Origin of the sequence: Paenalcaligenes sp. Me52 (assembly GCF_050487965.1) — a bacterium.
Lineage (GTDB): Bacteria > Pseudomonadota > Gammaproteobacteria > Burkholderiales > Burkholderiaceae_B > Paenalcaligenes.
Map to the genome: position 1 here is coordinate 2,100,252 of NZ_JBKQFO010000001.1, position 25,086 is coordinate 2,125,337.

Here is a 25,086-nt window from a genome sequence, read left to right on the forward strand (position 1 = left end):
TTGGAGCAGATGACTCTTATTCTTCGCTTCCAGGAAAGACGTTAGTCCCCACCGCTATAACCTGATCCCCTACCTGCTGGTAAAACGCCCGTCTATGCTCTACTTGACGCGTTTCGGGACTTAACCACCAGTAATCGATAGCTTGTATGCTGTTGGGAGATGCTTGCTCTAGCATGTCTCGTAAGAAATGCTGACCTTGCACATCGGTAATATCATCGACAGAAATATCATTATTTTCTGAAAACGCAGGATTCAACACTACTTTGCGCTGCGCTTTATCCAGCACAAATACATATTGATCTTGGCGTCTGAACTCACCCTGCTTATTTCGGAATTTACGTAATGCCAGCGTTGGGTTAGCGAAGTATTCGCTCACCGCCAGTTCTAGCATTTGTTTGGCCTGTTCTTCGGTGGGGTAACCTGGGAAGAAACCCACCGCCACAACGATGCCATCTACCACTTCAAAATAGGTGATTTTGATTTCATCTTGGCCATCGTTAGGATTGAACCAGTAATACTCGATACTGCCTTCGCTATCTTGTTTGGCTTTTTTCAACATTTGCTTGAAAAAGGGCTGACCAGAATCATCGGTTTCTTCTAGTACGTTTTGCCCTATCAACCCGGCAGACCAACCACCGCTGGATAGCATTTGTCCTGCAGGGCTCAAGCTGTACACATACAAGTCTCGGTCAATAAATTCAGGATCGTGCGTGAAATCATTCACTGCCGATGGGCCATTCTTGCGTATGTGTGCTACCGCTTTAGTTAACAGTTGATGCACACGTTGCTGCTGCTGACTAATCTGCGCTTGCGCCCCTTCACTGCTAACTACCATGGAGCTTGCCTGCACTGTCCCTACTGCTAGCACCGCACAGCCACTAAGTAATGCCGAGAGCCATTTATTGCGTCGTGTAGTCATCTTAATACCCCATTAAGCCTGGCAACCATAACGATAAGCTCGGTACGAATGCAATGATGAAAATAGCAACGATGAGCACCAAAATAAACGGCAATGCTTTGGCCACCACCTGCTCTACCGTGGCCCCACCTATACCCGATGCCACAAATAAGTTCTCACCCAACGGCGGTGTAATAAAGCCCACTGACAAGGTACAAATCACCACTATCCCTACGTGCGTAGGGTCTACGCCCAACATATAGGTCACCGGTAACAACACAGGGACCAAGATCATGATGGCCGCCAATGTTTCCATGAACATACCCACAAACAACAAGAAGGCGATCAAGATGGTCCAGATCAAGTACATGTTGTCTGTCCAACTGATTAGCGACTCAGCAATCAAAGCTGGAATACGCTGCTCTACCAGCAAGCGACCAAATACCGTTGCTGCAAACAGAATCAACAATACGCGACCAGTAATCCACGTTGTAGTGCGCAACGAGTTAAACAGTTTTTTCCAGCTCATTTCGCGGTGAATACACACACCCACAAATAGCGTGTAGAAAATCGCTACTACTGCTGACTCGGTAGGCGTAAAGAAACCTGCGTAAATCCCGCCCAAAATAAATACCGGCGCAAAAATAGACCACACACCACGGCGCAAGGCTAGTTTCAGATCCGACAAACACCAGCCTGAGCCCATCCCCTTGTAGCCAGATTTACGTGAAATGAGGTAGTTCATCACCAATAAACTGCTGGCCATCACCAAGCCTGGTATCACACCGGCAATAAACAACTTAGAAATTGAAACAGTAGAAAACTGGCCGTGCAACGCAATGGCTTCTGCAGGGGGGCGTAAGCCCAAAGCTGAGATCCCAAAAATCACCATGGGGATGGAAGGTGGAATAATGATCCCCAAGCCACCTGACGATGCGGTCAGAGCCGAGGCGTAGCTCAAGTCGTAGTTACGCTGCGTCATCGCAGGAATCATCAACATACCAACAGCCGCTGTTGTTGCTGGGCCTGAACCCGAAATCGCACCAAAAAACAGGCAGGCCAGAACGGTTGCCATGCCCAGCCCGCCTGTAACCGGCCCCGCTAGCGTTTCAGCAATATCCACTAAACGCCGCGATATTCCCCCTGCCTCCATCAACGCTCCAGCCAAAATAAACGCGGGTAACGCCATCAACGGGAAACTTCCTACCGAGGTAAATGCAATCTGTACAAATGAAATGGGGTTCTTGCCTAGCGCCAAAAAGGCAAACATGGCTGCACCGGCCAGCGATACAGTAATGGGTGCCCCCAGTAACAGCAGCACAAAAAAACCGCCAAACAATAACCCTACAATTGACTGTTCCATGGTTAGGCTCCTTCCACCACGCTGTCGCGGGCTTCAGCACCCTGACGCTTAATCGCTTCTAATTCTTGGCTTTCAGGGTCAACCAATTCCACATGCTTGAACCAGATCAAATAGTTGTTCCACAAAATACGTACCGACATCAGCAAGAACGCTGCGGGCAACACCATAAAGAAATACTTCATTGGAATGCCTGTGGTCTGTGACTTCCAGAACAGATTCATACGATTGAACACGAAGTCATAACTCAACCAGGTGAAATACAGGTTGAACGCCACCCACAGCAAGTCGGCGATGCTCTCTGTCACTTTTTTCACGATGGGAGGAAAAAACTTAAACTGGAATGTCACGCGGTTATGCGCTGACATTTTGGCTGCAACCACGGCACCCAAATAGGCAAACCACACAAACATGTAGGTTGCGACCTCTTCCCCCCAGGGGATGCTGTACGCAAAAAACTGCCTCAAGATAATCTGTACAAACAACAGGACCACAAAGGTGCTCAACAATAAGGCACAAATATATTCTTCTACGTGGTCGACTATGTGTACTAGTACTTTTTTAATCGTCATACCTGTCTCCAACATCACTCTTTAGCCTGATTTAGGCGTGCATCAGGCAGCATCAAGGCAGATACCGGCTCATGGCAGGTATCTGCAGTACTTCAGGTTTTGATGAAAAACTCGTGGTTAACGATTCAGCGTGGCCAGAATGGCATCCAAACGCTCTTTGCCGCCGATGGAGTCATAGAATGCAGGCCATACTTTAGTTGTTGCTGCCTCAATCCATTCCTGCTCATTGTTAGCTGGCTCTACGATTTCCATACCTGCTGCTTGCAACTCTTGCTTGATACGGTCTTCAGTAGCTTGGATATATTCGTAGCTATGCTCTGTTGCTGCTTGGCCTGCTGCCAGAATCCATGCTTGAACTTCTGGTGTTTGTGCTTGGAAAACTTGCTCGCTCATGACCAGTGGCTCTAACGAGAACAGGTAACGAATTGGTGTGATGTACTTCTGCACTTCATCAAACTTCATGGCAGAAATAGTCATGTAAGGATTGTCCTGACCATCCACCACACCTTGCTGCAATGCGGTGAAGGTTTCGTTCCACGCCATAGGCGTTGGGTTCACACCCCAAGCATTGTAGGAAGCAATCATCAGCTCATTTTTAGGTACACGGATCACCAAGCCTTTCAGGTCATCCAACGTACGTACTGGCCGTTTGGAGTTTGTCAGTACACGGAAGCCCGAATACGACCAACCGATGATGCGTACACCCGCATCGCGAATGGTGTTTTCAGTCAGCTCTTTACCAACATCCCCTTGCGTTAAGGTTTTGGCGTCGTCCAGACTTTGAATCACATAAGGCAGTGTGAGCACAGCCACACTAGGGGAAAACGGGGTGATGTTGTTAATCGCTAGAATAGAGAAGTCCAGCAACCCCATTGCTGCGTCATTAATCGTATCTTGCTCATCGCCCAACTGACTGTTTGGGAACAGATCAGCGGTCATGCTGCCACCACTTTTTTCTTTTAACTGCTCGGCAAACGCCTTGCCCAGTTCATACTGAGTTCCACCTGCTGCGTCACCAATCGCCACTTTAAAGGTCGTAGCACTGGCAGCCGTTGCCAACAACAAACTTGCTGCCCAAACAGAACCTGTGAGCCATTTCTTGAGTGTCATCGTAGTCTCCTCCCTCTTTTTCAGAGGTTGTATGTGTATTACAGCAAAACCAAGCACCAGACTCCTTTTTCCAGTGCTTGGGGATTCCAGCCCTTACAGCACCTCATCTTTCAAGTGATACCAGCGATACAAGAAGCGCTGACCAAAACGTCGGAACGGGGCAAAAAACTCAGACTCAACCATCTCCCGCACGTTGGGGTACGGTAAACGGTCTTTGAATATAGGTAGATCTAACTCTTGGCCTTTACCTGCAATCCATTGCGCCATGCGCCTACCTGCTTGGGATGAATACATCACGCCATTACCGCCATACCCCATGGCGTAATAAATGGTTTGCTGTGGATCGGGTTGCACAATGCGCGGCATCATGTCGTGGCTCACATCCACCCAACCCCACCAGGAATACGCAATATCAATGCCTTTTAGTTCGGGAAACTTACGTTCCATTGCGCCTACCAGCAGATCTTGATACTTACGCTGTGGCGCATCTTTACCCGTAATCGCGCTACGGCTACCAATCTGCAAACGGTTATCCGGCAACAAACGATAGTAGTTACGCAGCACTCGCGTATCAGTCAGCACTTGGTGCGTGTAGAAACGACAAGCTTCAATCTCTGCTGGCGTCAGCGGACGCGTCACCATAGAGTTGGACAAAATCGGCAACAAGCGGTTTTTGACCTCTTTATGCAAACCGTTAGAGGTATACCCTCCCGTAGCCACGCCTACCGCTTTTGCTTTCACCACGCCTCCAGGTGTCTGCAAATAATGGTAGCCATTGCGTGTTTTCCAGCTTTGTACGGGGCTAGAAGGGTGCACTGTAGCGCCCAACGCACGGGCTTTTTTCAAATACCCAAACGCCAATTTACCGGCGTGAATACCAATACCTTCTGGTTCGTGCATCGCGCCGTGAGCTTCGTGATCATTCACCCACTCATTACGTACGGTGTCAGCACTCAAAATGCGTGCATCGTAGTTGAAGGTGTCACGCAGCAAGGCCGCTTCTTTTTCTAACACGGGCATCACACGCTCGCGGTGAGCGATATACAAGTGGCCACCCGGTTGCGGATCACAGTCTATGTCTTTGATCAGCTCTTTGAAGTTTTCCATGCCCTCTACGCACTCGCGGTGCATTTTGAGCGCCGTATCCACACCCCAGCGCTGTATCCACTGCGAGCGTTTCAGACGGCCAGATGCGCACTGCGCCTGCCCGCCATTACGGGTACTGCAACCCCACGCAGTACGATTGGCTTCCAGCACAGTAGCTTTGATGCCGTGTTCTTGTGCTAGAAAAATAGCCGTGGTCAAACCGGTAAAACCTGAACCAATAATCGCCACATCCACTTCTATATCGTGGGTAATAGGGCCATCATCTTCAGGCGGTTCGCCAGCAGTGCCCACCCAATAGGTAGGCGCATATTCAGTACCCTCACCAGGATTACTACGCGCGGTGAACGGGTCATAAGCTGGGTCATAGGGACGTTTAGCAGGTGTAGCATGCCCTAACGTCTCAGCCGTAGTCTGTGTTGACGTTTCTTGGAGCATATTATTTCCCGCTAGTCACTGGAGGACGATTTTTACGGAAGGCGTTTTTAATGGCGATTTTGTCACCGTCGAAAGTGAACAAATCCACCATCAAGGCTTCGTGCTTGCCACCGTTCAGATCGGTGCCTTTAAAGCGCGATGTAGACATAGCATGGTTGGCATCCAGCATGTAGAAATCACCATCTAGCCATGCCGCATCAGGGAAATTTTTCCACGCCGACTCAAAAGCCACACGCACTTTTTCATGACCTTGGTGAATCGTGCCTTCTACTTCATTACCGGCAATCGCGTAGAACGCACAATCTTTGGTCATCATGCTCATGATGGTGTCAATATCGTGGTCATTCCACGCTTGGCTATAGGCTTTCAGCAGTTCTAATTTTTGATTCATCTTTTGTGCTCCTTCCAGTTATCGTCGTTATTGCATTACCGGCTGTGCGTCACTATGTATTAGCCCTGTAGTGGGTGAGGACGCTTCGGCCAGATAATGTTTTTTGGGCATACGCCCCGCTAAAAATGCATCACGTCCTGCTTGCACGGCCCTACGCATGGCACGCGCCATACGAATGGGGTCTTGCGCATAGGAAATAGCAGAATTCATCAGTACTGCATCGCAACCTAGCTCCATGGCGATGGTGGCGTCAGAGGCAGTTCCCACCCCTGCATCCAGCAGTACTGGTACGTTAATTTGATCCAGAATTAAACGGATATTCCATGGGTTCAGAATGCCCATGCCCGAGCCAATAATAGAGGCCAGCGGCATGATGGCGACACAACCCATGTCTTCCAACATACGAGCTTGTATAGGGTCATCCGAACAGTACACCATCACATCAAACCCTTCTTTCACCAGCGTTTTCGCGGCTTTCAGGGTTTCGGGCATATTGGGGTACAAGTTTTTCTGACTACCAAAAATTTCTAGCTTGGCCAACGCATGGCCATCCAGCAGTTCACGCGCCAGACGCAGTGTGCGCACCGCATCATCAGCACTGAAGCAACCAGCTGTATTGGGTAAATAGGTGTAATCTTGTGGGGACACGTAGTCCAGCAAACTGGGCTCGCCCGCGTCCTGACCAATGTTGGTGCGACGAATGGCCACGGTGACAATCTCTGCCCCGCTCTGCTCTACCGCTTCGCGTGTTTCAACAAAATCTTTGTACTTGCCAGTACCTACCAGCAATCTAGAACGGTATGAGCGGCCTGCGATAACGAGTGCGTCTTCCATAAACAGCCTGTTCTTTTGTTGACTTCATAGTGAGGGGGCGAGGCGCCCCCTCCAGGTACTACAGTGTGCAGAAAAATTAGACGTAGTCTTTGTATTTTTCCAGCAGACGTACAGGACGCTTCAAGGCATCACGACGGAATGGGTCACCCAACTCACGTGTACACATGATTTCCAGCACGCAGGTTTTGCCTTCGTTCATCTGCATGTCAATGGCTCGTTTCAGCGCAGGACCTACATCCTCCAGGCGATCCACGACTATACCCTCTGCACCCATGGCTTTGGCAATATCTGCGAACGATGCGTTATCCAACTCGCCTGCTACAAAGCGACGGTTGTAGAACTCCACCTGGTTTTTCTTCTCTGCACCCCATTGACGGTTATGGAACACCACCGCTGTCACTGGAATTTCATGACGTACCGCTGTCATGATTTCCATCATGCTCATACCCCAAGCACCGTCACCGGCGTAGGCAATAGCTGGACGATCTGGAGCAGCCGTTTTCGCGCCGATGATAGTTGGCAAGGCGTAACCGCAGTTACCAAAACTCATTGGTGCAAAGAAACTGCGTGGTTTTTCAAAGCGTAGGTAGCTGTGTGCCACCGAGTTGATGTTACCGATATCGGTAGACACCATCACATTCTCAGGCATGGCTTTTTCCAACTCACGCAATACTTGACGTGGGTGCAGGTACTCGCCGCCGTTGAAGGTTTTCTCTTTGGCGTTTTCAGCAATCATGTCCAAGCTGTATGGATCGGTTTCGTGTGTCCACGCATCCAATTCAGCTTCCCACGCTGCTTTCTCTTGAGCGATTTTCTTCGCACGCTCTTCTTTGCTGGCGTCGCTAGCCAATTTACGCTGGTTGATACGAGCCAACAGCTCTTTAGCTACAGCGCGGGCATCGCCACAAATACCAACGGAAATTTTCTTCACCAAGCCCAGCATTTTGTGGTCAGCGTCGATCTGGATGATCTTGGCGTTTTTAGGCCAGTAGTCAATGCCGTACTGTGGCAACGTACCGAATGGCCCCAAACGTGTACCCAGTGCAATCACCACATCAGCTTGGGAAATCAGTTTCATACCGGCTTGCGAACCTTGGTAACCCAAAGGACCGCACCACAGTGGGTGGCTAGCAGGGAAAGAGTCATTGTGCTGGTAGCTGTTCACTACTGGAGCACCTAGACGCTCAGCCAAGGCTTTACATTCCTCAACGGCATCGCTCATCACTACGCCGCCACCAGAAATGATGACTGGGAATTTTGCACTGGCCAGCAATTCTAGAGCTTCTTCTAAGGCTTGCTCACCACCGTGACCACGATCCAATTTACGTGGTGTAGGAATTTCGCAGGTGACTTCGCCGTAGAAGTAATCACGTGGGATGTTCAGCTGGGTTGGTCCCATTTCTGTCATCGCACGCTCAAAACACAGGCTAGTGTATTCAGCCATACGGGCAGGGTTAGTTACGTGCCCTTGGTATTTAGTGAACTCCTGGAACATGGGCAACTGATTGCACTCTTGGAAACCACCTAGACCCATTGTGTTAGTACCGGCTTCAGGTGTCACGATTACCACTGGGCTGTGTGCCCAGTATGCGGCAGCAATACCTGTTACGCAGTTACTGATACCAGGACCGTTCTGGCCGATCACCACACCATGCTTGCCGGATACGCGAGCGTAACCGTCAGCCATGTGTGCCGCACCTTGTTCGTGCACCACAGGAATCAGGCGAATACCTGCTGGGGCAAAAATATCCATGGCATCCATAAAAGCGGACCCCATGATCCCAAACATATCCTTCACACCGTAGGACACCATGGTCTCTACGAAAGCCTCTGAAGGGGTCATTTTTGTCAATCCGGTTACCGGCTTACGGTTATCTGCTACCTGGCTCATCACCTAGTCTCCATTTATATACAAATACAGTGCATGGCACACCACATCCATCAAAAATCTTATTTTTCGAGATTTTTTAAACACTTTATCGAGACAAAATATGCTTGTCAATCATAAAATGGATAATAATCTCAATATTCGATATATTTAGTACCATATATTGTGTATAAATAGATGTAAACCCTAAGTCTTGCAGCAGAGGAGTAGACATGTCTCAAAAAATAGAAATACCCGAACACAACGTATCGGTTAAAGAAAAATTCGGCATAGATAGCCCATTACAGGTACCGGCATTTAGTGACGTTACTGAATACGTTCCTGCCATTGATGAGGCCTACCGCTTTGACCATGAGGTCACGCTCTCGCTGTTAGCTGGCTTTGCACACAACAGACGCGTGCTCATCCAAGGCCGTCACGGAACCGGTAAATCCACTCACATAGAACAAGTCGCTGCCAGACTGAACTGGCCTTGCATACGAGTGAACTTAGATGGCCATATCAGTAGGTTAGATTTAGTAGGTAAAGACACCATCACCATTCAAGACGGGCTACAAGTCACCCGTTTTCAGGAAGGCGTGATTCCATGGGCCATGCAACGCCCCATGGCGCTTATTTTGGATGAGTACGATGCTGGCCGACCTGACGTCATGTTTGTGATTCAACAAATACTAGAACAAGACGGCAGATTTACCCTACTGGACCAAAACCGCGTTTTACACCCACACCCCTACTTCCGCATTTTTGCTACTACAAACACCTTGGGGTTAGGCGACCAAACCGGGCTATATAGAGGTACGCATACTCTGAATCACGCCCAGCTAGACCGCTGGAACATCGTCAGCACCTTGAACTATTTACCTGCTGCAGAAGAAGAAGCCATTGTGCTGGGCCGTGTACCCATCAAAAACACCGAGCAAGGCAAACACGATATTCAAGCGATGGTGGCGTTAGCCAACCTCACCCGACAAGCCTTTGCCGCCGGTGATCTATCTACGTTGATGTCACCCCGTACAGTCATCACGTGGGCTGAGAACTGCACCTTGTTCCACGACAAGCGCCGCGCCTTTGTGGTGTCGTTCTTCAATAAGTGCGATGAGAGCGAACAAAATCTGGTGAAAGAGCTGTATCAACGCTGTTTTAACGAGGAATTGCTGCCTACCGCCGCGAATTGATTTTGGAGCCTGCGCATGAACAGCCCCACCCCAGACTTGCGTGAGCAACGCCGTATACTAGAACTGAGCGCCATGGTGACCCGCGCCTTGGCTGACGACCCTCACGTACACATACGCCAGCAGCTATTTTTTAGAGCTAACCGTCCGTTAGTCACGCTAGCCCCGCACTTGCGGGTACACGACAGCGAAAACCTGCAACACCTTAGAGGTGTTGCCGACAGCTTGGCCTTGCGCCTGCTGCACACGCAACATGCTTTGCATCAACAACTGATGCCAGCAGATGCTGTTTCTAGACTGATTTTTGATTGGTTGGAAGCACTACGCACCGAATCGTTAGCGCCGGAATCCATGCCCGGTATGCGTCACAACCTACAGCAACGTTTCTATTTCTGGTCAGCCGGCTACTACCATGCTCGCCACACAGAAAGTGAGCTAGGTATTTGGCTATATACCTTGGCACAAATGTGCTGGAGTCGCTTAAATGCTCTGCCTGTATACCCAGAAACCGAAGACTTCATTGAAAGTACGCGTGCCAGTTTGACGCCTGTGCTGGGGCCTTTGCTATACGAACTACGCAAGCACCGCGCAGACCAAGCCAGCTACGCTACCTATGCTCTGCGTGTTGCGGCCCTTGTACATCAAGAAGTAGAGGCCATGCAAAAAGCACAATCTGAGTCTGGCGCCGACACAGAGGACGAGCTAGAGTGGGATAACTTCTCATTACTACTGGATTTTGATGGCGATGAAGCAGCCGCCTACGAAGAAGTGCTTAGCGACACCACTCACCATACGACTATGACTAATGAGCGGTATCAAATTTTCGATACCCAGTATGACAAAGAAGAGCATCTAGCTGAACTCATACGCCCTGAGTTACTGAATGGCTATCGCGAACAAATTAACCAACGCATTAGCCATCAGAATCTGCACATCAACCTACTGGTGCAGCGTTTACGTAAGGCACTCACGCAATACAGTGACCCCAGATGGGAAAATGATCAAGAGGCAGGCTACATAGACGGCGCGCGATTAAGCCAAATTATCAGCAATCCTAACGAACGCCGCCTATTCAGACAGCCTACCTTAGCGCCACACACCCCATGCAGTATCAGTTTTTTGGTGGATTGCTCAGGCTCTATGAAACATCACGCTGAGACCGTGACCTTGATGGTGGACATTCTTAGCCGTGCGTTAGAACAAGCCGGAGCCCAAACCGAGGTGCTAGGGTTTTCTACACACGCCTGGAATGGCGGACGCCCCTTTAAACGTTGGATGGCTAGACAACGCCCTGCCCACCCTGGTCGCTTAAACGAGGTGAGCCACCGTGTATTCAAAGCCGCCCAAACGCCATGGAAACGTGCCAATAAAGACATCGTCGCGTTGATGAAACTGGATTATTACCGCGAAGGTATAGATGGTGAAGCCGTACAGTGGGCGTGCCAACGGCTGCAATCACTGCAAAGTCAACGCAAAATCCTGTATGTGCTGTCTGACGGCTGCCCTATGGACAGCGCCACTAACTTAGGGAACAACGAACACTATCTAGAGAATCACCTATTGCAGGTATTAGGCTCGGCCGCACAACAAGGGATTGAAGTATGGGGTATAGGCATAGGGTTAGATTTAAGCCGACTGTATACGCAGTCGTTAATTGCGGATTTCGAGCACGGCTTAGATAACCATTTTCTAGATGATTTTGTACGCAGCTTACGCCCTACCCGCCTTGGCCTTGGTTCTCGATCTTAGCCAAAGCTGTAGCAGCACGCTTTAGTGCAGGCAAACACGACAGCGCTTTGTCAGGCGTCATACGCATGACAGGCGCTTGAGTGGCCACCGCCATATTAGAACGACCACCATCGGCACGCGGCACCAACACCGCCACGCAAAATAACCCAGGTAAGAACTCTTCGTTATCAAAGGCGTAACCGCTTTCCTTTACTTGGGCCAGCTCTTTTTCTAGATCATCCAGCGTGGTGATGGTGTTTTTGGTATAGCTTTCCAGTGGCGTATCGGCCAGTAAACGTCTACGCTGCGCTGGGCTCATCTGCGCCAACAAGACTTTCCCGCTGGCCGAGCAATGCACAGGCACACGAGAACCAGGACGCAAATAAAAGCGCAATGGCGCTTCGGTTTCTACCCTGTCCATGTACAGCACTTCGCTGCCAGACAACGCTGTCAGGTTACAGCTTTCGCCTAGTTCATTACCTAAGTTGCGTAATACCGCACGTCTAGCGCCGTATTTGGTGTCGTTTAGCAGCAGATCTTCGGCTAAACGGCGTAAACGCCCACCCACACAATAATGGCGGCCATCGGTATCGCGAGCCAACATACCCGCGCCTTCCAACTGTTGCAGCATGCGATGCACGGTAGGTTTAGGCAGCTCAATTGCATCTACCACATCCTGCAACGCAAACATTCGATCTTGACTGGCTATCAGTTCCAGTATGCCGAACAAACGCATAGTGGGTGTATCGCCAGAGTTTTTTACTTTTGACTCACGTACTTCTGCTTGTTTTTCAGCCATTTACAGAACTCACTTTTTAGACTTATTGCGTTCCATTGTATATCAAAAAAGGCTTGACACTTGTTTCAAACACTAAAAATCTGCTATAAATCTCATTAAACAGAACAAATTATCTCGATAAACAAGAAGGAGGCTAAGGTGCGCTTATTGGACAACATCATTGAGGCGGCACGTAGTCAACCTGCCACCATCGTCTTATGTGAAGCAGATGACCCCCGAATTTTGGCGGCCGCACAGCGTGCGCAGGCCAAAGGTATAGCCCGCATTATTTTGGTTGGTACACGCCACAACATTGAGGCATGTGCCCAACAGCACGGGATTTCCCTGGACGATATGACCATAGAAGATCCGGCTACGTCAGCCCATTTAGCGACAGTAGAGGCAGCGTTGCTTGCCCTGCGCGCGCCCAAAGGGATGCAACCGGAAGATGCCGCAAAGCAAATCCAAGACCCATTGTGCTTTGCCAACATGCTGGTGCATTGCAATCTTGCTGATGGATCTGTCGCCGGTGCGGTATATAGCACCGCCGACGTTGTGCGTTGCGCCTTACAGCTCATAGGCAAAGCACCCGATGCAGAATTGGTGTCTAGCTTTTTCCTCATGCTAATGTGCCAACCTCACCACCCTTATAAAGGCGGCATGATCTTTAGCGACTGCGGATTAGTCATTGATCCTAATGCAGAGCAGTTAGCCAGCATTGCCCAAGCCGCTGCCGAATCGGCGCGACGACTGCTGCAAACTGAACCGCGCGTCGCCATGTTGTCGTTTTCTACAGCAGGGAGTGCTCACCACCCTGCTGTAGATAAAGTCATCAAAGCGGCACAACTGGTGAAACAGCGCTGTCCTGATTTAGCCATTGATGAAGACATACAGTTAGACGCGGCTTTAGTACCCGAAATTGCCGCACGCAAACTCCCTAATTCACATGTCAAAGGTCAGGCTAACGTCTTAATATTTCCTACACTTGAAGCTGGTAACATAGCCTATAAAGCGGCCGAACGTTTAGGCCAACTCACCGCCATTGGCCCGTTGCTTCAAGGTTTACGTAAACCGGCTAATGATCTATCCAGAGGCTGCAGCAGCGACGATATTTATGCTGTGATTGCCATTACCTCTCTGCAAACACATTCCACGTCATGAGCCTGATCACCACACTGCTTTTACTGCTCATTATTGTTGTTGGTACGTACTTTCAAACCGTGACCGGTTTTGGTTTGGCCATGATCGTCATCGGTATCAACAGCGCAGTCGGGCTTACTAGCGTGCCGTTTATCGCCTCGGTAGTGAGCCTCGTGAGCTTGGTAAACAGTGGTGTGGCCTTACCGCGCCACCTGCACCACATTGATTGGCGACTTGCTAATACCACCTTGTTAGGGGTGATTCCTGCCAGTGTGTTGGGTGTGGTGCTGCTGAACTTTCTGAACGCGCAAGCGACTAGCATTTTGGAGTTTTTGTTGGGCTGCGTAATTGGCTATAGCGGCATCAGTTTTGCCTTACGCCCCCGCCAACATACCGAAATATCCAGCCTGCGCTCCTTTTTCTCTGTAGGCTTTATTTCCGGTCTATGCGGTGGCTTATTTGGCATTCCTGGACCACCCATTATTTTTCACCTCTACCGACAACCAATAAGTCTGGCCGTCACACGCAACATGTTGCTGCTGATTTTCGCCTGTACTGCCTTTTCCCGTAGTCTGTATGAATTCATTACTACGGGCTTTCCTAAGGGCACGTTGACAACAACGCTGCTGGCTATTCCTTGCGTAGCACTGGTCACCATTCTGACTCAGCGTTTCCCGCCCCCACTCAGCGTAGAAACGGTACGCCGTATTACCTTTGGCACCTTGATACTCATTGGTATCAGCCTAATTGTTCGCAGCCTAAGCGCACTGCTGCTGTAAGTTTCTCTTTTTTTCTACGATCAGGGGTAAATCCTTAGAGGATTTGCCCCTTTGCTCATTGCCGTCTTGATAAAAAAAACATACCATCAAATCTCATTAAACAAAACAAAAAGTACCATAAAGGAGATTTCATGAGGAAGACAACTGTAAAACTCTGGTTAATGGGTCTAGGCTTAGGCGCTGCCTCTTTGGCACATGCGGCTTACGACGGCCCAGCGGTACGTTTCAAACTGGCGCACACTGCGCCTCCCGGCAACCACATCACCGGTGCTTATGAAAAATTTGCAGAACTGGTGAAAGAGAAATCTGATGGCAAAGTCGTCGTACAACTGTTCCCTGGCGCCGTCTTGGGCAGTGATCGAGTACTGATAGAAGGTGCTCAAAAAGGGACGCTACAAATGGGGGTTAGCTCCACACCAAACCTCGCTAACTTCTCCAATCAATTCCAGGTTTTTGACCTGCCTTACATCACCACCCCAGAAAATCAGCAACAGCTCTATGCTGCAATCAACCCTGGTGGCGCTCTGAATCAATACTTAGAAAAAGCAGCCAATGACATAGGCCTACAACCCATCATGTATGCCGAATATGGCTATCGCCATTTTGTTTCCAGTGATAAACCACTGAACAGTGCTGCCGACCTAGAAGGCTTAAAAATGCGTACTACCGACTCCCCTGTGGAAGTGGCAGTCGCCAAAGCCTTAAACACCAACCCAGCCCCTATTGCTTGGGGTGAGGTCTATACCTCATTGCAACAAGGCACCATTGATGCCGAAGGCAACACTTTCCCTCACCTGTACGGTGCCAAACACCACGAAGCACTGAAGTACGCCATTACCTCGGCCCATAACTACGGCATGCAAGTTGCTATGGCCAATAAAAAATGGTGGGATAGCCTGGCTCCCGAGACTCAAAAGGTCATCCAAGATGCGGCATTGGAAGCCGTTACCTACCAACGCGAAGTGCTGTATCCAGAAAACGAGCGTCAAGCACGCTTAGCCTTCGAAGAGGCCGGCATCCAAATCCATGATGCAACGCCTGAAGAAATTCAAACCTTCAAAACCCTTACACGCCCTGTATTTGAGGAGTTTGCAGCCAAACTACCAGGCGAGTTGATTGAGCTGGTAGAACAAACACAACAATAAGATTATGCCTGCGTAGCTACCGCCACACGGTAGCTACGCCACTAGGTTTGAGGAGCACCAGCATGGCCCACGCCACATCGCAGCGATCCCCTATAGCAATACTGAATCAACTGGAAAAGCCCCTACTCTTTGTTGGTCTGCTATTGATGATTCTGATCATCAACTACCAAACTCTGTTTAGATACTCCATGTCTACGCTGACTACTTGGGCCAGCCATCCAGATCAATACCCATGGATTACCTTATTAGGCGACCCTAACACTGTTAAAGCGTGGTTGCGCAGCAAAATAGGTTGGGCCACATGGAGCGAGGAACTTGCACGCTACATCTTTGTATGGATCTCTTATCTGGCCGTATCCCTGTCCATTTTGTCCAAAAATAGCATTCGTATGGATGCTGTACACAATGCTCTGCCACCTAGATTACAAAATATTGTCTGGGTGGCTATTTATGCACTAAGCCTGCTACTAACCGCCGCCTTTTTGCAAATGGGTATTGAACATATAGGCATGCAGCGCGAATTTACTCAAACCACTCCTGCTCTGCAAATCAACTATTTAGTGCCGTACTTGATTCTGCCTTTAGGCTTCGGGCTGATGAGTTTACGTACGCTGCAATGCTTGTATGAGTCGTGGAAAAATTTGAGCTGGTATGACTTTATTGCTGGCCTGCTGATTCCCGTCGTTTTACTGTCCCCCCTCTTTATCTGGGAATACGTAGACGCTACCCTGCTGCTGTTTTGCTATTTTGTGGTGTTCATTGTCTTAGGCGTACCCATTGCTTTCTCTCTGGGGTTAGCCAGCATCGTCACCATCATCGGTGCCGATACACTACCGCTAGACTACATCGCACAAATTGCCTTTGTTTCCATAGACTCCTTCCCCATTATGGCTATACCGTTTTTTATTGCTGCCGGTATTTTCATGGGAGCGGGTGGGCTATCAGAGCGCCTACTGATTGTGGCTGATAAGTTAGTGGGTTCCTTACCCGGTGGCTTAGCCTTAGCCAGCATCATGACATGTATGTTCTTTTCAGCCATTAGTGGTTCAGGCCCAGCCACCGTAGCTGCCATTGGTACCATCACCATCCCGGCAATGGCTGCCCGCGGCTACAACATTTACTTTGCCGCTGCCGTCGTCGCCTGCGCAGGCGCTATTGGTGTCATCATCCCGCCCAGCAACCCCTTTGTGGTGTACGGCGTGGCGGCCCAAGCCTCTATTGGTAAATTGTTTATTGCTGGTATTGTGCCTGGCTTATTCATGGGCTTCATGCTCATGGCAATAACCTATTTCATTTCCAAAAAGAATGGTTGGAAAGGTGAGGAAGGTGACCGTTCGTTTGGCTCTATTTTGCTCTCGCTATGGCAAGCCAAATGGGCGCTGCTAGTACCTGTCATTATTTTGGGCGGCATCTACGGCGGCATCATGACACCTACCGAGTCGGCTGCCGTTGCAGCACTGTACGGTCTGATCATTGGTAAATGTGTGTATCGCGAACTGAGCTGGAAGAAGCTATGGAATGCCAGTATAGAAGCCACCCAAACCTCATCTATCATCATTATTTTGATGGCGATGGCGACTATTTTCGGCAACATCATGACGCTGGAACAAATTCCCGAAACAGTAGCCAGTGGTGTGCTGACATTCACCGATAATAAATACCTGATTCTGTTCCTTATCTGTATTTTGCTGCTGATTATTGGGGTGTTCATGGAAGCCTTGGCAGCCATTGTGATTATCACGCCCGTCTTGCTACCGCTGGTGCTTAAGCTGGGCGTAGACCCCATCCACTTCGGTGTCATCATGGTAGTAGGCCTAGCCATTGGGTTCATTACGCCCCCTGTAGGCGTTAACCTTTTCGTCGCCAGTGGTATCGCCAAAATTGGTATAGATAAGATCGCCAAAGCTAGCTTCCCGCTCTTGTTGATCATGATTCTAGTGCTGCTATTGGTGACCTATGTGCCTGCTATTTCGTTGGTACTGCTATGACCACCATTACTCAAAAAGCACTATGTCACGCTAGCCTAAACGCCCTGCACCACCACGCAGGGCAAGACGGCCAGCCCCCGGTTTGCTTTGCACTGGTAGATGCACAGGGCGATTTGCTCTGTTTCGAACGCATGGATGGTGCCCCTGTTCGTACTATCAATATTGCCATTGCCAAAGCCTATACCGCTGCCCGGATGGGGGCCAGCACTCGGCAGTTTCGACATCGCTTACAGCAAGAAAATCTGCAATGCAGCGAGTTCATGGACAGTGCGCTCTGTGCCTTACCTGGGGGCGTCATCCTGCCTTTGCCCAACCATCGTTTTGCCGCTATCGGGGTTAGCGGCAGAGCCTTGGATGACGATGAAACCTTAGCCCTGACACTGGTTAAACACCTACAAGCACATTTCTCTAAATGATGTAAGCAGAATAACGGCAAGAAAGATTACATATAGGGATACACGTAACCATCATGGAGCGTCTGTATAATAGGTCGTATTCCATATCGTTTCTTATTCTCTATATTCTTTCTTGCCATGACTAATGCCACTAGCTCCACCTCACACAAACTCATGCGCCAAGCGCTAAGTGCTATTTATTTCTTTGGTGGAATTGTTGGTTTATATGTACTGCTTTCTCAAGCACAGATTTTTATGGTTTCAGCACTGGCCATTATTCTGTTCTCGCTCATGTTGATTCAAAACTTGGTTGCTATCTATGGTGGCGTTAAGTTTTGGCGTGGCAATCCTGAGGGTGGTCAACTGCTGTACTGGTTATCGTGGACCAGCGTACCGGTGTTTTCCTCTACCATGCTGTCCTACCACAGCATTATTGGTTTAGGGCTCACACCTACTATTACCCTCACTCCCGGCATGTATAACTTTCACATTCAGTTCACACTGGGCTATGAAGGTGCGCTGAAATGGTTCCCCACCTTTGATATTTTCCAACTGGGTCTGAACCTTGCTCCATTGCTATTCATTGCTGTGATTCGTGCGCTGCTGCAAGCGGACTCTGACACTCCCGTAAAAATCTAAGGTATGAGCAACGCAGTTAAGCAGCCCTGCCCTTGCGGCACGGGAAAGCACTATGAGCAATGCTGCGGTCGTTGGCATCAGGGTTCTGAATACTTACAAGCCCCTGATGCCGAGCACTTAATGCGCTCCCGCTACAGTGCATTTGTCCTTCAATTACCCGATTACCTGCTCGCCACTTGGCACCCTAGCACACGGCCCTCAGAGCTAGATCTGGATGATAAATTCACCAAATGGATTGCACTAAGCATTCACCATGCTCTGCAGCACGACGACACCCATGCAGAAGTGAGTTTTACGGCACGCTATAAACAAAATGGGAAAGCCGTTCGTTTACAGGAAGTGAGTCAGTTTCTAAAAGAACAAGAGCGATGGTTTTATGTAGATGGTCAGTTTCCTGATTAAGTAAACATCAAAACCTTTATAAAATTGACATATTCTGAAACGCGTAAGCCATCAGATTGTCAGAAAATTACGCTATGATCTTTACGAACGTAATCTTTCTTACTGGAGAGCACTCATGACAATTAAATACTCTGCTGCGGCACTATCCTTGGCCCTGCTGTTTAGCCCTCTTAGCCATGCAGACTCCACCGTGCCATATGTAGACGAGTACTTGGCAGACATCGCTGAGAAAAACACAGCGATTGCTGAGCGCTTTGTGCACTTTTTCGAGCCAGTAGCTGCCCAAGCTGATTGGGTGAAAAACTATGGCACATCCTCTCCAGCGCGTTTGGTAACAGCTGGTGAAAAAGAACAAAGCTACTTGGTATTCCAAGGCTGCAAACCACACGACTGCAACACACAAAGCTACTTGGTGCTGTACAACCCAAAATCCGAACAATTTGAAGCCGGTGCTTTGCGCACTGACACCATGACTGATCAAGGCGCGCTGACTGAAACTCGTATTCAGTGGCTAGGCGATGCTAACGATAGTTTGGCTCAAGTAATCTGGGATGAGTTCACGCCTAACGACTAAGCGTGTTCCGCCTGCTTAGCTGGCTAAGCAAACAGCCCCCACTGGCATAAAGCCGTGGGGGCTGTTTTTTATAGCTGACTGCGTAATAAAAAATTATGCAGCTTGATGTAAGGCAGTTTCTGGCAACAAGCTGGCCGCAGCATTATCCATCACGATACGCACGTTACTGTGTTGCTTCAAAACGGTTGCAGGCATATCTTCGCTAGCTGGGCTTTGGAAGTAGTTAAGCATAGTCTGTGCCTTATGCTCACCCGTTACCACCAACAAGATTTCCTTAGCTTCCAGGATATCTTGAATGCCCATTGTCAAAGCATGACACGGTACCTCGTCCATACTGCTAAAGAAACGGCCATTGTCCTGTCTGGTGCGCTCTAACAGCTCTACCACATGGGTACGGCTATCAAACGGTGTACCCGGCTCATTAAAGCCTATATGGCCATTGCTACCTATGCCCAACAGTTGTAAATCCAAGCCACCTGCTTGCTGTATACGTGTTGAGTATTGCTGGCACTCTGCCTGCCAGTCACTTGCCAAGCCATCAGGTAAGTGCAGTTGCGCTTCTGTGAACGGCAGCAAATTGAATAAATGTTGATGCATGTAATAGTTATAGCTTTGCGGATGCGCCTGAGATAACCCTACGTACTCATCCAAGTTAAAGCTATGCAATTGCGCTACATCCAGCTGTAAGGCGCTGACCTGTTGCACGAACTGTTGATAGACGGGCTCCATCGTCCCCCCTGTCGCCAGACCCAACACGGCCGTAGGTTTTTTTTGTATAAGTTGGATCAAGTGATTGCTGACGTATGCTGCAACCGCTTGTGGATCAGGTAGAACAAGAAACATAAAACACTACAATAAAAAATAAGAATAATGAAAAATCTATTACCAAATGGCTACGGTACCATTCTGGACAAAAACACGACGATTTGCATCCCTTTTTAACAAAGATAAACCTTAGGGCATCTTAAAAATAGGATTAGCCGTTTTTTAGAAACAAAACGGCTAATTTTTTCCTACTAAAAAAACCATTACCTGCATTAAGAAGAAACTATTTTGCCGCCGTGTAGCTAATACAGCATCACGGTGGCAAGGCATTAACCTAACCTATTACGGTTTACAGCAGGTTCTTATACACCACACCATTTTTCATAATTAGATGGAAGTTTTGCTCTGGGTCAGCCACAAAATCCAGATTCTTTTCGGGGTCACCATCTGCAATAATCAGATCGGCATAAGCACCTTTTTCCAACTTGCCTAGGGTATGAGGATAAGGATTACGTGCGCCGGACAATGCCACATACTCACCATTCATCCCTGTTCCCTGTTTGAGCACCGTTAACGGATCATAGAAACGGGTCAATTTCGCCAACTGCTTACCTTGGGTACGCGTGTTGTTGGCATTGAACAGTACATCCGTGCCCCAACCAGTATGAATATTGTATTTTTGCGCCATTTCATAGGCATGCACCGTACCTTGAGCCACTTCATGCTGAGCCTGACGACGCATATCATCTGGATAAAAATTGGCATCTTCGTCTTGCAAGAATGGCTGTAGGCTCCACCATGTATCGGTGTCAGCCATCATTTTGACGCTTTCTTCATCAGCCAACTGGCCGTGTTCAATACTTTTCACGCCAGCACGTATGCAGCGCTGAATGCCTGTGGGTGTATAGACGTGAGCCATCACATAGGTATTCCAGTCTGAAGCGGCGGCAACAGCGGCTTTTAGCTCGGCTTCGGTGTACTGGGTGCTGTCTAAAGGATCGTACATAGACGCTACACCGCCACCTGCCAACACCTTAATCTGCGAAGCGCCTAGCATCAACTGTTCACGCACTCTACGTAGCACTTCATCTGCACCATCAGCAATCATTGCCACGCCAACGCGCTCCACCAAGGCGAGATCTGCCGCCCCCGCTCGTGGCAAATCGCTACGCATACGGAAGTCGCCGTGCCCTGAGGTTTGCGAAATCATCGCGCCTGACGGATAAATGCGCGGGCCATCAATAATGCCCTCATCAATGGCACGCTTCAAAGCAAAGGCTGGGCCACCGGGGTCTCTAATGGTCGTAAACCCACGTAGTAGTGTGTTTTGCGCTTCTTTGGCTGCTACTAAATACAAATAACCTACATCAGAGGTCATGGCAGTCACTTGATTGATGGCTGCCAACATGGTGTGCCAGTGCACATCAATCAGACCAGGCATCAATAGCTTCCCACCGGCATCAATAAGCTCTGCATCATTCACCGGTTCCGACTCAGGGATGATGTCTTCGATCATTGCACCACGCAATACCAGCTTCAGGCCTTGCTGCGGTTTTTTACCTGTACCATCAAAGAGCCTACAGTTATGAATCACTACAGGGCGTGGCGGCGTTTTAGGTGTAGCACTGCTTGTCGTCGCCCCTACGCTTCGAGTCATACCAGAAAACGCAGCCGCCATTGCGATGGCACCACCTAGAAATTGCCGTCTGGACATATCTGCCATGACGCGAGCATGCAGAATCTGCATGATAGTGCCACCACAGTCACAACCACGACGGCGTTGGATTTTTCCTGATGTCGTGCCTGCCAGCGCAAACAGCCCTTGATGCTGCCTTGTTTTTCGTAATGCGTTTTGCATGCCAAGATTATCCATAAAAATGGTTTATCGCACTTTTCTGCCTGCTACAGGCACCCTATAACTACGGTTACTCACTGTAAAAAACATACCTGCTCTCTACGCACCGCAATCTAGTCTTACACAGGGAGAATCATACTAAAACCTGAGTGCTATGCCTGCTTTTACCTACAACTTGTCACATATAAAAAACCCGCTATACCGATGGCATAGCGGGCAAAGGCACTACTTAATGCTTTAGTGCATTACTCGAAAGAACGAGAACGCAGCAACTCTGGCTTCATGATAGGTTTATGGCCTGTGTTGGCATGATCAGCCAACAACTCCCCGTTTAGCTCTGTGCCGTAACGGGTATTCTTGTGGAAGGTATCCAAGTACATTTCACGCGTTTCTCTGACATCACCGGTATAACGTGGATCTTGAGGACGTTCACGTGTATCGATGTACTCGGCCAAATCCCACGCTTGTTGATCGGTTAACGAGTTAGGCTTACCCAATGGCATGTTTTGTTTTACAAATGCTGCCAAGGTAAAAGGACGCGCAATACCAGCCCCCCAGTTGTAGGAACCATCACCCCACAATGCAGGGAAAATCACTTCCTCACCTTTCATGGTGCCGGAACCATCTTCAGCGTGACACATTGCACACTGTGCTTGATACAACGCGCGACCGCGCTCTACATCGGGTTTGAGTTCAGGGTCTGCCAAACGCGCATAACCTCGACCGTACAACTTCTCGTCTGCTGCGGGGTACATAGGTACACCACGTGCTAACCACTGGTGATACGCCGTTAATGCCAGCATATTGTCGCTACCGTACTCAGGCGGGATACCGTTCATGGAGTATGCAAAACACCCTACGATACGTTCTTCCAAGTTGTTTACGTGACCATTTTTGCCACGGTAGTCTGGCAATGTCACCACTGCAGGCCATACAGGCCCCGCATTAGGCAAACGCCCTTCACCCATGTGACAGCTACTACAGTTCATGTTGTTAAACACGTTCACACCACGCAGCTGCTGTGTATCCACAAACAGATCGTGGCCACGACGAATCACTGCTTTTAGCTCTGGATGCAGATCGGAGTTTTCCAGATCTTCCATCGTAGGAGGAATATGCACGTAGTCGCCTTCGGCCGGCGGTTTAAAGCCTGGAGCCATGTGCGACAACTGTTCTAACAGCGCTGGGTCAAAGCTACTTTTTGTAGCGGGTTCTTCAGCCGCAAACACTGAAGTGGCCACAACGGAAGCACCAATCCATAGCAAAATATTCTTTTTCATACCTTACTCCTTGCTACCCGCTTCTTGTTTGGCCAACCACGCCGACACAGCCTGAATGTCACGATCATTCATGCGGCGCGCGATACTTCCCATCAAGTCTTGAGGATCATTTTTACGAGAACCATCTTGCCAATGCTTCAACTGTGCGGCAATGTAACCCTCGTGCTGACCTGCAATGTTTGGGAAGAAATGGCCTACCCCTTGGCTACCGGGGCCATGGCAGCTTTGGCAAGACACAATGTAGCGATCCCAGTCGCCTTGCTCCACCAATTTACGACCGTGCTCCAGCAAGGCTTCGTCGGCGTTCACAGTAACGCTAGTGGTGTCAGGGAAAGGCAGGCTTTCAAAGTAAATCGCCACATCCATCATCTGCTCATCATTCAGCATCATGCTGAACGGTTTCATACTGATGTTATCGCGGGTACCCTCTTTGAAAGCTTTCAATTGAGAAACCAGATAGTCACGATCTTGCCCAGCCAGACGAGGCCAAGACTCGCCACCAGGAATACTCATACCGCCACCATTTGCTTGGTGACAGGCAATACAGACCATTGCGGCGTTTTTGCCGCGCTCGATGGCGGCTGCATCATCTTGGGCTACAACGGCGGGCGACATAGCTGCAGTCAACACCAATGCAGCGCCCCCCATCAGCCCGCTCATACAGGAAAAGGGTTTTTTATTCATAAATAATATGTCCCATTGTCACAGCTTTAGTGAAGCTGCTGTTTTTGAGGTGCTTAAAAAGCTGGCGAAAACGGATAGAGTTTCCACCAGTATTTCATTATGCCCAACGATTGCGAGCAAAATAAATACACCAAATCGTGTATTGCCCCTTCAAAAACTATGGGTTTTGTTGCGCAATCCCCTGTAGTCTGAATGTGATCTATTGGAGAGTTATGCCTTACGCTACAGTGGCGGTTTTATGGCCTCCCAACAACGTCGTTGCCACCTCAGTAATACATCGACGTAACCAAATAGCGTCAGGGGCTTTATGAGTTCGTCTATGCCACAGTTGATAAAAACGCATGGGTGGGAACGCAATAGGGGCATCCAACACCACTATAGGTAAGAGCTTGGCATAATGCTGCGCAAATTGCCTACCGGTGGTGAATACCATATCTGTACGCATCAATACGTAGGGCACTAAGCCAAAGTAAGGCACAGCCATCTGTACCCGACGGCGTAACCCCTGCTCAGCTAAACAGCCATCAATAAAATTGCTGCGGTGAGACACATAAGGCGTAGGCGCTAAATGGGGCAACTCCAAGAAATGCTTCATGGAAATCCCTTTTTGTGCCAACGGGTGATGCCCACCCAACATACAGACCACCTCATCGTCGAACAGACGAGAGCGATACAACTGTGGTGGCGGTTCTAACCAGTTCCCAATCACCACATCTAGCTGCCCTTCTTCTAGTAAGGCTGCATAGTTGCTTTCATGGCTGATCGCGTGCACATACAGTTTGACGTGTGGCGCTTGCGTACGCAGTTTCTCAATGATTGTGGGTAGAAATAAGGTGTCCAGATAGTCGGGCGCCGCCACATGGAACTCGCGTTCTGAGTGCTGAGGATCAAAATCCTCGGGCGGATTGGCGATACGTTCTATGGCTTGTAGGGCTTCATTGGCATAGTGCAGCAGCTCTGTCCCGCGTGCTGTAGGTACCATGCCTGATTTGCCCCGCAATAGAATCTGGTCTCCGGTTATTTCACGAAGTCGTCGCAACGCATTGCTGATTGCAGGCTGGGATTGCCCCATCTGCAAGGCCGTACGCGATACGCTTTGCTCGGTTAGCAATAACTGCAATACCCGCAATAAATAAGTATCTAAAGGCTCTTTTGGTCTAATCATTC

The 25,086-nt window shown here is 49.2% G+C and carries 24 protein-coding genes; 10 read left to right on the top strand and 14 right to left on the bottom strand.

Annotated features, from left to right (window positions below; all coding sequences use genetic code 11):
• Positions 1 to 16: 16 nt before the first annotated feature.
• The 8 genes from ACLO87_RS09965 to xsc form a co-directional block, all read right to left on the bottom strand.
• On the bottom strand, positions 17 to 919 hold the full coding sequence (locus tag ACLO87_RS09965) for a cache domain-containing protein (protein ID WP_135863876.1): 903 nt from the start codon (positions 917 to 919) through the stop codon (positions 17 to 19).
• 1 nt (position 920) lies between these two features.
• Positions 921 to 2,261, bottom strand: a complete 1,341-nt coding sequence (locus ACLO87_RS09970) for a TRAP transporter large permease (RefSeq protein WP_135863878.1) — start codon at positions 2,259 to 2,261, stop codon at positions 921 to 923.
• Positions 2,262 to 2,263: 2 nt separating this feature from the next.
• Positions 2,264 to 2,830 carry a TRAP transporter small permease gene (locus ACLO87_RS09975; protein ID WP_135863880.1) on the bottom strand — a complete coding sequence of 189 codons (567 nt, stop codon included), beginning with the start codon at positions 2,828 to 2,830 and terminating at the stop codon, positions 2,264 to 2,266.
• A gap of 117 nt (positions 2,831 to 2,947) precedes the next feature.
• On the bottom strand, positions 2,948 to 3,940 hold the full coding sequence (locus tag ACLO87_RS09980; RefSeq protein ID WP_135863882.1) for a TRAP transporter substrate-binding protein: 993 nt from the start codon (positions 3,938 to 3,940) through the stop codon (positions 2,948 to 2,950).
• Positions 3,941 to 4,033: 93 nt separating this feature from the next.
• Positions 4,034 to 5,482 carry an NAD(P)/FAD-dependent oxidoreductase gene (locus ACLO87_RS09985; protein WP_135863884.1) on the bottom strand — a complete coding sequence of 483 codons (1,449 nt, stop codon included), beginning with the start codon at positions 5,480 to 5,482 and terminating at the stop codon, positions 4,034 to 4,036.
• Position 5,483: 1 nt separating this feature from the next.
• Positions 5,484 to 5,873, bottom strand: a complete 390-nt coding sequence (locus tag ACLO87_RS09990) for a nuclear transport factor 2 family protein (protein ID WP_135863887.1) — start codon at positions 5,871 to 5,873, stop codon at positions 5,484 to 5,486.
• Positions 5,874 to 5,900: 27 nt separating this feature from the next.
• Complete coding sequence (locus tag ACLO87_RS09995; protein WP_135863889.1) at positions 5,901 to 6,707, bottom strand: thiazole synthase; 807 nt, start codon at positions 6,705 to 6,707, stop codon at positions 5,901 to 5,903.
• Between the two features lie 76 nt (positions 6,708 to 6,783).
• Complete coding sequence (gene xsc / locus ACLO87_RS10000; protein WP_135863891.1) at positions 6,784 to 8,598, bottom strand: sulfoacetaldehyde acetyltransferase; 1,815 nt, start codon at positions 8,596 to 8,598, stop codon at positions 6,784 to 6,786.
• A 209-nt stretch (positions 8,599 to 8,807) separates the two neighbouring features.
• Here xsc and ACLO87_RS10005 point away from each other — a divergent pair, with 209 nt between their 5' ends.
• A complete protein-coding gene (locus ACLO87_RS10005) occupies positions 8,808 to 9,770 on the top strand; it encodes an AAA family ATPase (RefSeq protein WP_430223583.1) in 963 nt (320 codons plus the stop codon).
• A gap of 15 nt (positions 9,771 to 9,785) precedes the next feature.
• Complete coding sequence (locus ACLO87_RS10010) at positions 9,786 to 11,516, top strand: cobaltochelatase CobT-related protein (protein WP_430223584.1); 1,731 nt, start codon at positions 9,786 to 9,788, stop codon at positions 11,514 to 11,516.
• Here ACLO87_RS10010 and ACLO87_RS10015 read toward each other — a convergent pair.
• Entirely contained in the window at positions 11,485 to 12,294 is an 810-nt protein-coding gene (locus tag ACLO87_RS10015) for an IclR family transcriptional regulator (RefSeq protein WP_135864851.1), read from the bottom strand. The genes ACLO87_RS10010 and ACLO87_RS10015 overlap by 32 nt on opposite strands.
• 138 nt (positions 12,295 to 12,432) lie before the next feature.
• Between ACLO87_RS10015 and pta the strand changes: the two genes are divergently transcribed.
• The 8 genes from pta to ACLO87_RS10055 all read left to right on the top strand — a co-directional run bounded on the left by pta (position 12,433) and on the right by ACLO87_RS10055 (position 19,335).
• The gene (gene pta / locus ACLO87_RS10020; RefSeq protein ID WP_430223585.1) at positions 12,433 to 13,434 is read left to right on the top strand and encodes a phosphate acetyltransferase; all 1,002 of its coding nucleotides are present in this window, start codon (positions 12,433 to 12,435) and stop codon (positions 13,432 to 13,434) included.
• Positions 13,431 to 14,192: a sulfite exporter TauE/SafE family protein gene (locus ACLO87_RS10025; RefSeq protein ID WP_430223586.1), complete on the top strand. Its 762-nt coding sequence runs from the start codon at positions 13,431 to 13,433 to the stop codon at positions 14,190 to 14,192. Before pta ends, ACLO87_RS10025 begins: the two co-directional genes overlap by 4 nt.
• Positions 14,193 to 14,323: 131 nt before the next feature.
• A complete protein-coding gene (locus ACLO87_RS10030) occupies positions 14,324 to 15,337 on the top strand; it encodes a TRAP transporter substrate-binding protein (RefSeq protein ID WP_430223587.1) in 1,014 nt (337 codons plus the stop codon).
• Positions 15,338 to 15,399: 62 nt separating this feature from the next.
• Positions 15,400 to 17,325 carry a TRAP transporter large permease gene (locus ACLO87_RS10035; protein WP_430223588.1) on the top strand — a complete coding sequence of 642 codons (1,926 nt, stop codon included), beginning with the start codon at positions 15,400 to 15,402 and terminating at the stop codon, positions 17,323 to 17,325.
• Positions 17,322 to 17,741, top strand: a complete 420-nt coding sequence (locus tag ACLO87_RS10040) for a GlcG/HbpS family heme-binding protein (protein WP_430223589.1) — start codon at positions 17,322 to 17,324, stop codon at positions 17,739 to 17,741. Before ACLO87_RS10035 ends, ACLO87_RS10040 begins: the two co-directional genes overlap by 4 nt.
• Before the next feature lie 117 nt (positions 17,742 to 17,858).
• Positions 17,859 to 18,359 carry a hypothetical protein gene (locus ACLO87_RS10045; protein ID WP_430223590.1) on the top strand — a complete coding sequence of 167 codons (501 nt, stop codon included), beginning with the start codon at positions 17,859 to 17,861 and terminating at the stop codon, positions 18,357 to 18,359.
• A gap of 3 nt (positions 18,360 to 18,362) precedes the next feature.
• Complete coding sequence (locus tag ACLO87_RS10050) at positions 18,363 to 18,761, top strand: YchJ family protein (protein ID WP_430223591.1); 399 nt, start codon at positions 18,363 to 18,365, stop codon at positions 18,759 to 18,761.
• Between the two features lie 115 nt (positions 18,762 to 18,876).
• Positions 18,877 to 19,335: an Ivy family c-type lysozyme inhibitor gene (locus ACLO87_RS10055; protein WP_135864862.1), complete on the top strand. Its 459-nt coding sequence runs from the start codon at positions 18,877 to 18,879 to the stop codon at positions 19,333 to 19,335.
• A gap of 93 nt (positions 19,336 to 19,428) precedes the next feature.
• Here the strand turns inward: ACLO87_RS10055 and nagB are convergent, their stop codons facing one another.
• The 5 genes from nagB to ACLO87_RS10080 all read right to left on the bottom strand — a co-directional run bounded on the left by nagB (position 19,429) and on the right by ACLO87_RS10080 (position 25,084).
• Positions 19,429 to 20,178 carry a glucosamine-6-phosphate deaminase gene (gene nagB, locus ACLO87_RS10060; RefSeq protein ID WP_135864864.1) on the bottom strand — a complete coding sequence of 250 codons (750 nt, stop codon included), beginning with the start codon at positions 20,176 to 20,178 and terminating at the stop codon, positions 19,429 to 19,431.
• A 271-nt stretch (positions 20,179 to 20,449) separates the two neighbouring features.
• Positions 20,450 to 21,958, bottom strand: coding sequence for a metal-dependent hydrolase family protein (locus tag ACLO87_RS10065; RefSeq protein WP_430223592.1), 1,509 nt, complete (start codon positions 21,956 to 21,958; stop codon positions 20,450 to 20,452).
• A gap of 242 nt (positions 21,959 to 22,200) precedes the next feature.
• Positions 22,201 to 23,235, bottom strand: coding sequence for a c-type cytochrome (locus ACLO87_RS10070; RefSeq protein ID WP_430223593.1), 1,035 nt, complete (start codon positions 23,233 to 23,235; stop codon positions 22,201 to 22,203).
• A 3-nt stretch (positions 23,236 to 23,238) separates the two neighbouring features.
• Positions 23,239 to 23,919, bottom strand: coding sequence for a c-type cytochrome (locus ACLO87_RS10075; protein ID WP_135863904.1), 681 nt, complete (start codon positions 23,917 to 23,919; stop codon positions 23,239 to 23,241).
• 217 nt (positions 23,920 to 24,136) lie between these two features.
• Positions 24,137 to 25,084 carry a LysR family transcriptional regulator gene (locus ACLO87_RS10080; RefSeq protein WP_430223594.1) on the bottom strand — a complete coding sequence of 316 codons (948 nt, stop codon included), beginning with the start codon at positions 25,082 to 25,084 and terminating at the stop codon, positions 24,137 to 24,139.
• Positions 25,085 to 25,086 lie beyond the last annotated feature (2 nt).